The organism is Oribacterium sp. oral taxon 102 (assembly GCF_013394775.1).
Classification (GTDB): Bacteria; Bacillota; Clostridia; order Lachnospirales; family Lachnospiraceae; genus Oribacterium.
The window spans coordinates 245,001-257,500 of the sequence record NZ_JABXYT010000001.1 but is presented as its reverse complement, the minus strand read 5'-3'; the positions used below and the strand labels follow the sequence as shown (position 1 = coordinate 257,500).

The 12,500-nt window shown below is 55.3% G+C and carries 10 protein-coding genes, 4 tRNA genes and 1 rRNA gene (1 of these 15 only partly in view); 14 read left to right on the top strand and 1 reads right to left on the bottom strand.

Going from position 1 to position 12,500, the window contains the following annotated elements; all coding sequences use genetic code 11:
• The 13 genes from HW273_RS01115 to HW273_RS01055 all read left to right on the top strand — a co-directional run.
• Positions 1-740 (top strand): 23S ribosomal RNA (locus HW273_RS01115) (it extends 2,141 nt beyond the left edge of the window).
• Positions 741-805: 65 nt separating this feature from the next.
• Positions 806-879 (top strand) — tRNA-Asp (locus HW273_RS01110).
• A gap of 54 nt (positions 880-933) precedes the next feature.
• A tRNA-Tyr gene (locus HW273_RS01105) sits at positions 934-1,015 on the top strand.
• Positions 1,016-1,042: 27 nt separating this feature from the next.
• Positions 1,043-1,115, top strand: a tRNA-Val gene (locus HW273_RS01100).
• Positions 1,116-1,136: 21 nt separating this feature from the next.
• Positions 1,137-1,210, top strand: a tRNA-Met gene (locus HW273_RS01095).
• Between the two features lie 317 nt (positions 1,211-1,527).
• A complete protein-coding gene (locus tag HW273_RS01090; protein ID WP_179009927.1) occupies positions 1,528-2,604 on the top strand; it encodes a 6-phosphofructokinase in 1,077 nt (358 codons plus the stop codon).
• A gap of 85 nt (positions 2,605-2,689) precedes the next feature.
• Positions 2,690-4,333, top strand: coding sequence for a DNA polymerase III subunit gamma/tau (gene dnaX, locus HW273_RS01085; RefSeq protein ID WP_179009925.1), 1,644 nt, complete (start codon positions 2,690-2,692; stop codon positions 4,331-4,333).
• Between the two features lie 122 nt (positions 4,334-4,455).
• A complete protein-coding gene (locus tag HW273_RS01080) occupies positions 4,456-4,797 on the top strand; it encodes a YbaB/EbfC family nucleoid-associated protein (RefSeq protein WP_179009922.1) in 342 nt (113 codons plus the stop codon).
• Position 4,798: 1 nt separating this feature from the next.
• The gene (recR, locus tag HW273_RS01075) at positions 4,799-5,395 is read left to right on the top strand and encodes a recombination mediator RecR (RefSeq protein ID WP_179009920.1); all 597 of its coding nucleotides are present in this window, start codon (positions 4,799-4,801) and stop codon (positions 5,393-5,395) included.
• 71 nt (positions 5,396-5,466) lie between these two features.
• A complete protein-coding gene (locus tag HW273_RS01070) occupies positions 5,467-7,407 on the top strand; it encodes a tetratricopeptide repeat protein (protein ID WP_179009918.1) in 1,941 nt (646 codons plus the stop codon).
• Positions 7,404-8,093, top strand: a complete 690-nt coding sequence (locus HW273_RS01065) for a CvpA family protein (protein ID WP_179009916.1) — start codon at positions 7,404-7,406, stop codon at positions 8,091-8,093. The genes HW273_RS01070 and HW273_RS01065 overlap by 4 nt, the downstream gene beginning before the upstream one ends.
• Before the next feature lie 42 nt (positions 8,094-8,135).
• Positions 8,136-9,569, top strand: a complete 1,434-nt coding sequence (locus HW273_RS01060; RefSeq protein ID WP_179009914.1) for a DUF4832 domain-containing protein — start codon at positions 8,136-8,138, stop codon at positions 9,567-9,569.
• Positions 9,570-9,988: 419 nt separating this feature from the next.
• Positions 9,989-10,159, top strand: a complete 171-nt coding sequence (locus HW273_RS01055) for a hypothetical protein (RefSeq protein ID WP_179009912.1) — start codon at positions 9,989-9,991, stop codon at positions 10,157-10,159.
• 64 nt (positions 10,160-10,223) lie between these two features.
• Here the strand turns inward: HW273_RS01055 and HW273_RS01050 are convergent, their stop codons facing one another.
• Positions 10,224-11,198: a 3-hydroxyacyl-CoA dehydrogenase family protein gene (locus HW273_RS01050; RefSeq protein ID WP_179009908.1), complete on the bottom strand. Its 975-nt coding sequence runs from the start codon at positions 11,196-11,198 to the stop codon at positions 10,224-10,226.
• 334 nt (positions 11,199-11,532) lie between these two features.
• On the opposite strand from HW273_RS01050, the gene HW273_RS01045 reads away from it, so the two are divergent.
• On the top strand, positions 11,533-12,480 hold the full coding sequence (locus HW273_RS01045; RefSeq protein WP_179009906.1) for a zinc-binding alcohol dehydrogenase family protein: 948 nt from the start codon (positions 11,533-11,535) through the stop codon (positions 12,478-12,480).
• The last annotated feature ends 20 nt before the right edge of the window (positions 12,481-12,500 follow it).

The following is a 12,500-nucleotide window of genomic DNA, read 5'->3' as shown; positions in this document are numbered from 1 at the left end:
GAGTCGCTGTTGGGATACCACCCTTTTGCTATTGGATTTCTAACCGGGAGCCGTGAACCGGCACCGGGACACTGTCAGGCGGGGAGTTTGACTGGGGCGGTCGCCTCCGAAAGGGTATCGGAGGCGCTCAAAGGTTCCCTCATAATGGTTGGAAACCATTAGAAGAGTGCAAAGGCAGAAGGGAGCCTGACTGCGAGGGTGACGGCCCGAGCAGAGTAGAAATACGGACTTAGTGATCCGGTGGTATGAAAGTGGGATTGCCATCGCTCAACGGATAAAAGCTACCCTGGGGATAACAGGCTGATCTCCCCCAAGAGTTCACATCGACGGGGAGGTTTGGCACCTCGATGTCGGCTCATCGCATCCTGGGGCTGAAGTCGGTCCCAAGGGTTGGGCTGTTCGCCCATTAAAGCGGTACGCGAGCTGGGTTCAGAACGTCGTGAGACAGTTCGGTCCCTATCCGGCGCGGGCGCAGGAGATTTGAGAGGAGCTGTCCTTAGTACGAGAGGACCGGGATGGACTGACCTCTGGTGGACCTGTTGGGAATCAATCCCATAGCAGGGTAGCCAAGTCGGGGAAGGATAAACGCTGAAGGCATCTAAGCGTGAAGCCTGCCTCAAGATGAGATCTCCCATCGAAAGAGTAAGACCCCTTAGAGAGAATGAGGTAGATAGGGCTGAGGTGTAAGTGCTGCAAAGCATTCAGCTGACAGTTACTAATAGGTCGAGGGCTTATCCAATGTGGAGATGTTTCGCTGGATACAGGATGAATATGCAGGTATGTGGTTTTCAAGGCACGAAAATAAGGCCTGGTGGCTCAGTTGGTTAGAGCGCCGCCCTGTCACGGCGGAGGTCGTCGGTTCGAACCCGATCCGGGTCGCTCGCGGGAAGCATCTCGCGGAGGAGATATCCCAGTATCTCTGATGAAAAATATGGGTGGGTTCCCGAGTGGCCAAAGGGGGCAGACTGTAAATCTGTTGTCACTGACTTCGATGGTTCGAATCCATCCCCACCCATTGGATGTAAATCCAAACTGTGAATTTGGGGTCTTAGCTCAGCTGGGAGAGCGTCTGCCTTACAAGCAGAGGGTCATAGGTTCGAGCCCTATAGGCCCCATTTTTCCTCTAATTTGATTATCGCGGGATGGAGCAGTCTGGTAGCTCGTCGGGCTCATAACCCGAAGGTCATAGGTTCAAATCCTGTTCCCGCAATACGAAGCTTCTATCGAAAGATAGGAGCTTTTTTTTACCATAAAGATGCTTGGCGAAACTCTTACGATATTGCAAGGCTTTTCGGAAAAAGCTATACTAATACGGTATGGTTCGTGCATTGCTGCATTTTCTTGATTCTTTTTGATAGCAAAAAAGCAATCGCTTGCGATTGCCTTGAATTGCTCAAGGCGCTTCGCCATAGGGGCATCGCAGATCCTTGACCTGCGATCATCCGTGTGTCTGCCCCCGATCAAAGATCGGGGGCAGACAGGAGAAGAGCAGAGAAAGAACGCACACGGACAGAAAGGGAGGAAGAGATGAGAGTCGGAATCTTGACGAGCGGAGGGGACTGTCAGGCATTGAACGCTACGATGCGAGGTGTCGGGAAGTCTCTCTATGGGATCTACGAGGATCTGGAAATTTATGGCTTTCTGGATGGCTATAAGGGCTTGATCTATGACGAGTATCGGAAGATGGAGCGAAATGACTTTTCCGGCATCCTGACACAGGGCGGTACGATACTCGGCACCAGCCGTACTCCCTTCAAGGAGATCCATGAGCCGGATGCAAACGGCCTCGATAAGGTAGAGGCAATGAAGCATAATTACCGGAAGCTCCGTTTGGACTGTCTGGTCGTGCTCGGCGGCAACGGCTCTCTGAAGACGGCGAATCTTCTCTCAGAGGAGGGGCTGAATGTAATCGGCTGCCCGAAGACGATAGACAATGATCTCTGGGGGACGGATATGACCTTCGGATTCTATTCCGCGGTACAGGTCGCGACAAACGCGATTGACTGCATTCATACCACGGCAGCATCCCACGGAAGGGTATTTATCGTCGAAATCATGGGGCATAAGGTCGGGCTGCTGACGCTCTATGCAGGGCTTGCCGGAGGCGCGGATATCATCCTGCTGCCGGAGATTCCCTATGATGTGGATGCTGTCTGCCGGAAGATCGCGGAGCGGCACAGGAACGGCAGCCGTTTCTCCATCGTGGCGATCGCGGAGGGGGCGAAGTCCAGGGAAGAGGCGAAGCTGAGCAAGAAGGAATTTCGGAAGAAGCTCGCGGAGGAGAAGAACACCTATCCGTCGGTTGCTTATAAGCTGGCGAAGGAGATCGAGCTGCGAACCGGCTCCGAGGTCAGGGTCACGGTTCCCGGACATACGCAGAGAGGCGGACAGCCGGTACCCTATGATCGGGTATTTGCGACGAGGATCGGTGCCGAGGCAGCAAAGCTTATCAAGAAGGGACGCTTCGGAATGATGGCGGCGCTGAAGGATAATGAGATCATAGCCGTGCCGCTTTCGGAAATTGCGGGGAAGCTGAAGATGGTAGATCCCGAGTCCAGTATCGTTAAAGAAGCGAAGATGGTAGGGATCTCCTTCGGAGAATAAAAGGAAGCAATCACAAGCAATTGCTTTGAGCGGGGGCAGAAATGTTTATGCCGGAAGCTCCGGCATCACATAAGGAAGAATAATTTTGCGATATACAGCACTTTACAGAAAATGGCGTTCCCAGAGCTTTTCGGAGGTCAAGGGGCAGGAGCCGATTACGGAATCCCTGAAAAACCAGATCCGTACCGGCAGGATCGGGCATGCGTATCTTTTCTGTGGAACCCGAGGTACGGGTAAGACATCGGTGGCAAAGATTCTGGCGCGGGCGGTGAACTGCGAGCATCCGCTAGACGGAAATCCTTGCAATGAGTGCGAGAGCTGCAAGGGGATTCTCCGGGACGCGAGCATGAATGTGATCGAAATGGATGCCGCTTCCAACAACGGGGTGGAGGACATCCGGCAGATCCGTGAGCAGGTCGAGTATCCGCCGGTGAATGGGAAATATAAGGTATACATCATTGACGAGGTACATATGCTGAGTACCTCTGCTTTCAATGCCTTCCTGAAAACATTGGAAGAGCCGCCGGAATATGTGATTTTCATTTTGGCGACGACAGAGCCGAGCAAGCTTCCGGTCACGATTCTCTCCCGCTGTCAGCGCTATGACTTCCGGCGGATCGGCAGCGAGGTGATTGCAGCACGGCTTCGGGAGATCTCTACAGCGGAGAGAATCGACATTTCAGAGGAGGCCCTGCATTATATCGCGAGAGCGGGGGACGGCTCGATGCGTGATGCGGTGAGCCTGTTGGATCAGTGCTCCGCCTTTCGTTTCGACCGGCGTATCGAATATGAGGATGCGCTGCAGATTCTGGGAGCGGTGGACACCGGCGTTTTTTCGGAGCTGATCCGTGCGCTTTCAGAAAAAAATGTGGACAGAATGCTGGGGCTTCTGTCGGAGAGTGTGGAGAAGGGAAGAGAACTCACGCAGTTTGTCAGTGATTTTCTATTCTATGTCCGGAATCTCCTGATGGCGAAGAGTGTGGAAAGATTGGACGGACTGGTGGATATGTCCCGGGAGAACCTGCAGAGGCTCACAGAGGATAAGGAGCTGTTTTCTCTGGAGGAGCTGGTTCGCGATATCCGACAGCTTTCGGAGCTCTGGAACCAGCTCAGATATTCTTCACAGAAACGAGTGCTGATCGAGACGGTGCTGATCAAGCTCGCCTATCCGGAGACAGATCGGAGCTCGGAGGGGACGATCGCGCGGATCGCGGAGCTGGAGCGCAGGCTGAAGGGCATCGCGGACGGCAGCGTCGCACTAAGGACGACAAAAACAGGAGAGGGGGCGGGGCTTCCGGCAGGAGCTGTTGCCGCTTCCACTGACATATCGCGGGAGGAGCAGCGGGTCAGCCTCCCGAAGGGGCAGTATGAGGATCTTATGCTCCTGAAAAAGGAGTGGAAGCGAATCGCGGCGGAGCTTCCGACCGGGTTGCTCCGGAGCACGGTTTCTGAGTCATGGGTCTATCCGAATAAGGAAAAAACCGGGATGATGATTGCCACGAAAAGTAAAGCAGGCTATAATACAATCTCTGACAGTGAAAATCTGCAGCTGATCCAGCAGATCGTTTCCGAAAAGTACGGAAAGGATATCGAATTTCGGGCGGTGCAGTCTGTCTCGGATGAGACGAGGAATACCATTTATGTGTTGGAGGAGGATCTGAAAAGGATTCATTTCGATGTGGAGACGGTGGACGACAGCCTGCCCTCCGAGGAGGACGAGATCATTTAAGAGGGAAAGCTTACAGGCGGGTAAAGAGGCAATCGCAGGCGATTGCCTTTAACCGCGCATGGCTCTTCGCGGGAGGGGCACTAGGTAGTACGAATGGAAAGCACGACAGGAAGGAGAGAAGCATGGCGAGACATGGAGGGTTCTCGGGAGGGATGCCGGGAATGAATATGAATAATCTGATGAAGCAGTACCAGAAGATGCAGAAAAAGCTTTCGGAGACGCAGGAGGAGCTTGCGAAGAAGGAGTATCTGGGACAGGCTGGCGGAGGCGCCGTGAAGATCACGGTCTCCGGAGAGAAGAAGCTCACGAAGGTGGAGCTGGATAAGGAAGCAGTGGATCCAGAGGATGTGGAAACGTTGCAGGATATGATCCTCGCAGCGGCAAATCAGGCACTTATGGAGCTGGAGCAGGATTCACAGGAGCAGATGGGGAAGCTGACCGGTGGAATGGGCTTAGGTTATTAGGATGGAATATTTTTCGAAGGATATTGCACGGCTTGTCACGGAGCTTTCCCGTCTGCCCGGCGTGGGGCAGAAGAGTGCACAGAGACTCGCGTTCCATATCATTAACGCGCCGGCGGAGCAGGCGGAGGCGCTTTCCGAGGCGATACGTCGTGCGAAGAGCAATATCCATTACTGCAAGACCTGCTGTACGCTGACGGATGAGGAGGAATGTCCGATCTGCCGCTCCGCGGAGAGAGACCATCAGCTGATTATGGTAGTGGAGAACCCGAGAGATATGAGTGCTTATGAACGTACCGGAAAGTACCGGGGCGTCTACCATGTCCTGCACGGCGCGATCTCTCCGATGCTGGGGATCGGACCGGACGATATCCGTCTGAAGGAGCTGATGCAGCGCCTCAGCGGGGAGGTACGGGAGGTCATCATTGCAACCAATTCTTCCTTAGAGGGGGAGACAACGGCGACCTATCTGACGAAGCTGATCAAGCCGCTGGGCATCGAGCTGAGCCGTATCGCCTCCGGTGTACCGGTCGGCGGAGATATCGAGAATATCGACGAGGTGACGCTGCTCCGCGCGCTGGACGGCAGAGTGAGGCTGTAGCAAAGCCGCAGGTCGCGAAGCGGTAGCTCGGGAGAGGGCGCAGGCAGAAAGCAAAGAGGACAGAAAATCCAATGGAAAAGTACGAGTTTAATATCAAAGTAGAGCAGATGCGGAAAATGGCGGGGGCAGGCGACTACCAGACTGCGATGCAGATCGCGGATGGCATCGACTGGAGACGGGTTCGCAATGCCAACCTGCTGGCATCGGTTTCAGAGATTTATGAGAAAAACGGAGAATACGAAGAGGCAAAGGATATTCTGCTGATGGCATTCGACCGCGCGCCCGTCGGGAAGCGCTTCCTCTTTAAGCTTTCGGAGATCTCAATAAAGGCGGGAAATCTCCCGGAGGCAGAGGAGTTCTACAGAGAATTCTGCGATGTCAGCCCGGAGGATTCCGGCGTCTATCTGCTGCGGTATATGATCCTGCGGGCAAAGGGGGCGGGTGCAGAGCAGCTTGCGGAGCTGATCGAGGCGTATACCTCGGCGGAGCTGGACGAGAGGTGGCTCTATGAGCTGGCAGCGCTCTACGAGAAGTCCGGCAGGATCGCGGACTGTGTGAAGACCTGCGACAGAATCACGCTGCTTTTCGGGCAGGGACAGTATGTCGAGAAAGCGCTGGAATTGAAAAAGCGCTATTATCCGCTGACCGAAAGGCAGCAGAGTCTCGCGGCAGGGCAGGGCAGACAGCACGAGGAGCCGGATGCCGGGTACTATCTGGATGATGAGCTGCCGGAGGCAGACTGGGGGCAGCAGGCCGATAGGCAGGAGGAAGAGAAGCCGCTTCCGATGCCTGCTTCGGAGAAGGAGCCAGAGACAGCGGCTTCGGTACAGCAGCCGCAGAGTGAAGAGATAGCAGCCTCGGTGCAACAGAACGAGGAAGCAGCAGATGCAGCGACGACAGAGTCCGCTGCTCCTGCGGCAGAAGAGAGGGGGTTCACAAACCCTGCGCTCGCGGCGCTTCGGCAGGGCGCGCCGAAGACGCAGCAGGTCATCAGGGAAATGCTCTCCGGAGCCGGGGAAGCCGGCGACGCGGCGGAGAGAAGCGCCGAAAAGCCGCAGAGCTACCATATGATTATTGAGGCAGCCAGCGCGGAGGCGGGCTTCCAGGTTGCGGTCAATGAGATCAAATTTTTCCATGAGAAATATGGCTTGGAATATAAGGTTGCGAAAATCAATGCGGAGAAGCTGAATGAGAGAGGCTTCGCTCCATTCATAGAGAAGCTGCAGGGCAAGGATCTCATCATTGAAAATGCCGGCGCGCTGTCCTACCCCGTGGTGGATGAGCTGAGCCGTTATATCGAAGCCTCGAAGGATCAGAGCTCCATTGTCCTCGTGGATATCGTGGATCATTTCGACCGGATGGCAGAGGACAAGCCGCAGTTTATTCAGCGCTTCGATCTGGTATCGGCAGTACCGGAGGAAAAGGAGGAGGCGCTTCTGGAGGAGGTCAGTCTGACAGCTCCTGCGTCTCCCGGAGAAGAAAAGAGGGAGAACGAAGCCGCGCGGCTCCCCCGATCAGAGATCGGAGGCAGCAAAGAAGCAATCGCAGGCGATTGCACTGAACCGCTCAAAGCCGCGTGGCTCCCCCGATCAGAGATCGGGGGCAGTATAGAGGAGAGCAGAGACGAGGCGCAGCAGAGGGCGGCGGCACAGCTCCGCGCTTCTTTGGAACGTCCCAGCCGTCCGCTGGAGGCAGAGGAGCGAATCCAGCCGGAGCGGGTCGAAGGGATGGAACAGGAGGAGACTTCTGCCGAGGCAGAGATGAGCCTCGAGGAGTTCGCGGACTACGCGAAGAGCTACGCGAAGAGCATAGACTGCAGTATTCCGGAGAGGGCTGAAACGGCGCTCTATGAAAAGCTCGAGCTGATGCAGGAGGATGGTGTCTGCTTCGTGAAAAGGGCAGCGGAGGATCTGATCGAGGAGGCCGCGGATCGGGCAGAAAAGCCGAAGCTCTTCCGTCCGAAATACGATAAGGACGACAAGCTGATCCTGCATGAGGACTGCTTCCTGTGAGAAGCGAGCTTATGGAGATCCTTCTGCAGCTTATAGAGCTGCTTCGGGTATACTGGCTAAGCGCCCTGCTGCTCGTCTTCCTGCTGGCGATGCTTCTGTACGGCTGGAAGAGGGGACTGGTCAGGATGTCCTTTTCCTTGGTGAGCTTCGTGTGCTCTGCGCTGCTCAGCCGTCTGCTGCTCCCCTATGCTGCCGCCAGCCTCGGGAAAAACAGAATGCTCACCGCATGGCTTCAGCGCAGGCTCGCGCTTTATCTGCGGCCGGGCGCGGAGGAGGAGCTTCAGCAGGCGAAGGATACTGCGATGGAGTCGCTGTACCGGCTTCTGGGTCTGGATCGGCTCGCGGAGTATGCGGCGGATCGGATCTCCAGTCTTCTGCTTTCCCTCATTTTATTTCTTGCCTTCCTGCTCTTGTCCCGTATCCTGCTGCGCTTTCTCTTCGCGCTGCTGGATCGACTCATGCGTCTGCCGATGCTGAACCAGCTTAATCGAAGCAGCGGGGCGCTTCTGGGACTGATCGAAGGGATTTTCTATATCTGGGTATTCATTATCGTGCTGGGACTGCTTCCGGAATACAAGCTGACAGAGTCGCTGGCGGAGCAGTTCGCGGTCGAGGGGACGCTGGCCTGTTATCTTCGGGATACGAACCTGATTCTTTATTTTTTCAGAACGATTTTCATTGTCTAAGGAAGCGCTGATCTGTTCAGTGCAGGAGGAGGGCACAGCGGGATGCGACAGCCAGCTAAGCCGGGACGTATAGCAGGACTGCGTTTCCGCATTGTCTTCATGCTGCTCCTCGCTGTCCTGCTGTCCTGCTGTGCATACACTTCAGAGCGTCCGCGGCATATTGTGTTTCCGGCGCATCCGGAGGGAATGGGGAAGAATCCTTATATCGGCTATGCCATGGACAGCGAGCGGGATGCGGAGGACAGGGATACGGATCTGATCTATGTCGAGACCAGCTTCCGTGAGATTTCGCCTGCCGAGAGGTGCTTCGACTTCGAAGCCCTCGAGACGCGCTGCCGCCTCAAACAGTGGCAGGCGCTCGGAAAGCATATCGTGCTCCGTTTCGTAATGGACAATCCTTCGGAGGCGGCGCACTGCGATATCCCGGACTGGCTTCGCGGCAGGCTTCGGGGCGGCAGGGAATACAGCACGGAATATGGGAGGGGCTTCGCACCGGACTATACGGAGGAGGCGTTGATCGAGGCGCATCGGGAAGCGATCCTTGCGCTGGGAGAATATTTTTCCGGCTATGAGGATCCTGCCCACCGGAATCCGGACTTCGTCGCCTATGTGGAGCTGGGAAGCCTCGGGCACTGGGGAGAGTGGCATGTTCTCGCGGATGCGGGGCTGCCGGAAATGCCCCTCGCTTCTGTGCGGCGGCGCTATATCGAGCCCTATGAGGCTGCATTTCCTAAGGCACGGCTGCTGCTGCGCCGCCCCTTCACGGAACGGCCGGACAGGGCAGGTGTCTACAATGATGTCAGCGGCAATCCGGAGGGGACCGAGGAATGGCTTAGCTGGATCGCGGAGGGGGGCGCTTATGATCAGACCGGAGAGGAGGATGGGCTCCGCGCTGCAGGAGCGCTCTGGGAAAGTGCGCCGGTCGGCGGAGAGCTCACCAGCGCGATCCCGCTCCGGAGCATGCTTCTTCGGCATTTCAACAGGACGAGAGCGCTGCTTATGAAGTCGCATGCCAGCTTTCTGGGGCCTATGATTCCGCTCCTGTCCGAGGCGAAAGAGCAGGGCGCGCTGAGCAGAGGGGAGGCGGCGCGCTTCTGCCGCAATGCGGACAGGCTGGAGAGCAGCCTCGGCTATCGCTACCGCGTGCGTGCGCTGGAGTACTTCCCGCGTACCGGCAGGCTCGTGCTGACGATACGAAATGACGGCATCGCGCCGATCTACTTCAGCTATATTCCCTGCCTCTACATCGGTGCGCAGCGCCTCCCGCTTTCCGTCTCACTCCGGGAAATTCCCGGCGGAGAGGAGCAAGCGCTTTCCCTCTCGCTTCGGGAGCTTTTGCCGGATACGGAAGCGGAAAAGACGGTGTACTTCGGCATCGAAAATGCGGACGATCCCCGGGAGAGGCTGTCGCTTCCCATGAAGGATGGAGAGGACGGGAGATATCCGATCCTTACGTTTCGGGAGAGAAGCTTCTGATAAGGAGCTCGCGTAGTTTCCGATAAGCGGGATTCAGCTCTTGACTCTTCCGATAACAGATCATGCCATAAACCGGGAATGCCTTCATAGGCTGCGGCAGAGCGTGGAGTCCTCTGAAGCGGAGAAGCAGAGAATGCGGAAGCACGGAGCAGCCGGGGAGACCTTGTCAGAGAGAGGGAGCAGCCATACGGAGATACTGTTCGCTGAGCTCCCGCATGACACGGATCTCCTCTGTCAGCATACTGTTTCGGGGACTTAGGCAGCTCATCCGTATCCTTACCGGCTTTTTTCCGAGTGAGAAGAGCCGGATTTTTTGAAATGGTTTTGCAGTACCATCTGGTCAAGCGTAATCATGGCGGCATTGGAGTAAGCCACGCAGCTGAGTCCGGTTCGGCTAGAGCTGACATGACATTTTCAAAATGGGTGATGGCAAGGAGCATATCGATGCGGTGACCTCCGGAATCTCCATTCCGGAGGCACCGGGGATCGGCGTGGAGCTTCGCGACGATGCAGAGGAGCGCTATCCTGTTAAGGAGCGAGGAAGTGTCAGTGCGTTCCGCTATGCGGATGGGTCGGTTAAGGACTGGTAAGGCGGTAAAATTTTAACGCAGAATCAACAATCCCAACGTGAGGACCGCGTTGGGATTGTTAATTCTATTTCAATGTTTCTGCTGGTATTTCCGCAGGCGCTTCTCCGATCTGCTTCACTGCCTTCAGCGCTGCAATGATAAACTGATTCCGGCGCTGAATGTCCTGTTCGAGATTCCGCGTACTCCAGTCATAAAAGCCCTGTCCGGTTTCGGCGCCGAGCTTGCCGGAAGAAACAAGCTCTCTCAGATATGGATTTCCCTGCCGGTCTGCACAAAGATCGGGCAGGACGGAATCCTGAACGGACAGAGCCAGCGTGAGTCCGATAGCGTCCAGATGCTGAAGCGGGCCCCACTGTGCGAGCCGCATGCCGATGCCCTTGGCAATGGCGGTATCCACGTCCTCCGCCGTGGCAAGTCCTGATGCGACAATGTCGATGGATTCCCGGAGAATCGCCTGAAAGATTCGCCCGAGCAGCTGCCCGGGCAGGTCCCGTTCTACGAGAACCGGCGTTTTTTTCCAGCGCCTCAGCTCATTACGAACCTGTTCGGCAAGCGCATGCTTCGTATGCTCTCCGATGACGACCTCTACCAGAGGGATCAGATGGGGAGGAAGCCAGAAGTGCGTGGTGACAGTCCGCTCCGGGTGAAGGCAGCCTCTGGCAATGTCAGTGATCCTGAGACCGCTTGTGGTGGAGCAGATCGGATATTCCGGTGGCAGCAGCTGATCTACTTCTCGAAAAAGCTGTTGTTTTAGCGGAAGATCCTCCGTAATAGCTTCCTCTGCAAAGAATGCCTGCGAGAGCGCGTCCCTGAGATCCGTACTGCCCTCCAGCAGCCGGAGTGCCTGCGCAGATTCCTCCGGGGTATCCAGCTCATTGTCTTCCCGAAGTCGGATACAGTCTTTGGCTCGTTCCAGCCCGCGTTCCAGATTTTTCTCCGATCTGTTAAACAGAATTGTTCTTCTGCCGCCCAGTGCGCTCATTGCGGCGATGCCGCTTCCCATCATGCCGGATCCTATTACAACTACTGCATCTCTCATGGCAGCCTCCTTTGCTTTGCCGAGAACGAACGGAACGATTAGCTGAATTTCAAGGTCGATGGGGGTATCCTCATCGGGACTGAGAACAGAAAACAAAGCCGGGGAATTCAAGGAAAGCTTTTATGAAAAACTCATAAAATATATATAGTATGAAGAATATTTATTGTCAATACACATAAAACTTGTTGACATATGGGAACAAGTTGCATTTTGAGAGGAAGTGTAGCATCATGGAAATTGCCTGAATAGATTGTTATTTGCACACCAATCTGGAATAGGTTTGTACGGGTTTTCCGTGCTGCGTTTTCAAAGAATACGGAGAGGTATAACAATTATGAAAGCAATCAGACTGCGTGAGCCGTGGAATATCGCGTGCGTGGATTTGAAAAAGCCCGTCCCGAAAAAGGGAGAGGCGTTAATCAAAATTATGATGGCGGGGATCTGTGGAAGTGACATCGGCGCTTTTCGCGGAACGAATGGACTGGTGAGCTATCCGCGCGTGATCGGACATGAGCTTGCCGGCATTATCGAAGAAATTGCGGAAGACAACCCTAAGGGCTTGAAGGTCGGGGACAGAGTGGTGGTAGACCCCTATTTGTACTGCGGACACTGCTACCCCTGCCGGATTGGCAGGACAAACTGCTGTACGGACCTGTATGTGCTGGGTGTGCATGTGGATGGCGGAATGGCAGAGTACTTCTGCCATCCGGATAATATGCTGGTGAAGCTCCCGGAGGGGATGAGCTGGGAAGAGGGCGCGATGGCAGAGCCTCTGACCATTTCATTGCATGGCGTTCATCGAGGCGGCGTTCGGGCAGGAGAATTCTGTGCAATCATCGGGGCAGGGCCGATCGGGCTTGTGGCAGGACTTACGGCACAGGCCTACGGCGCACATGCGATTGTGCTTGATTTGGTTCAGGAACGTCTTGACTTTGCAAAGGAGCTGGGAATCGAGTATACAGTGAATTCGGGAACGGAAGATTCGGCGAGTCGCATTGCGGAAATTACAAATGGAGAAATGGCGCAGCTTGTGATGGAATGCTCCGGTGCCAATGCAGCAGTCCGGGCAACGCTTTTGTATGTATCGAATGCCGGACGAATTACGTTGACGGGATGGCCGAAAAAGGAGACGAGTCTTCCGACGGATCTGATTACCAAAAAAGAGGTGGATATTCGCGGAGCCCGCACCAGTGCAGGAGAGTTTGAGGAGGCGCTGGAGACCATTATAGATATTGAAAAGAACCCGGGAAATTATATGAAGGTTCTGGTGAGAACCTCGTAGGAGTATGAGATCTGAGAGGA

What these genes read in the sequence shown, in the direction of transcription:
- HW273_RS01090 (WP_179009927.1), top strand. Translation starts at nt 1,528, where the DNA reads ATGAGAGTCGGAATCTTGACGAGCGGAGGGGACTGTCAGGCATTGAAC.
- HW273_RS01080 (WP_179009922.1), top strand. Translation starts at nt 4,456, where the DNA reads ATGGCGAGACATGGAGGGTTCTCGGGAGGGATGCCGGGAATGAATATG.
- recR (WP_179009920.1), top strand. Translation starts at nt 4,799, where the DNA reads ATGGAATATTTTTCGAAGGATATTGCACGGCTTGTCACGGAGCTTTCC.
- HW273_RS01070 (WP_179009918.1), top strand. Translation starts at nt 5,467, where the DNA reads ATGGAAAAGTACGAGTTTAATATCAAAGTAGAGCAGATGCGGAAAATG.
- HW273_RS01060 (WP_179009914.1), top strand. Translation starts at nt 8,136, where the DNA reads ATGCGACAGCCAGCTAAGCCGGGACGTATAGCAGGACTGCGTTTCCGC.
- HW273_RS01055 (WP_179009912.1), top strand. Translation starts at nt 9,989, where the DNA reads ATGGGTGATGGCAAGGAGCATATCGATGCGGTGACCTCCGGAATCTCC.
- HW273_RS01050 (WP_179009908.1), bottom strand. Translation starts at nt 11,198, where the DNA reads ATGAGAGATGCAGTAGTTGTAATAGGATCCGGCATGATGGGAAGCGGC.
- HW273_RS01045 (WP_179009906.1), top strand. Translation starts at nt 11,533, where the DNA reads ATGAAAGCAATCAGACTGCGTGAGCCGTGGAATATCGCGTGCGTGGAT.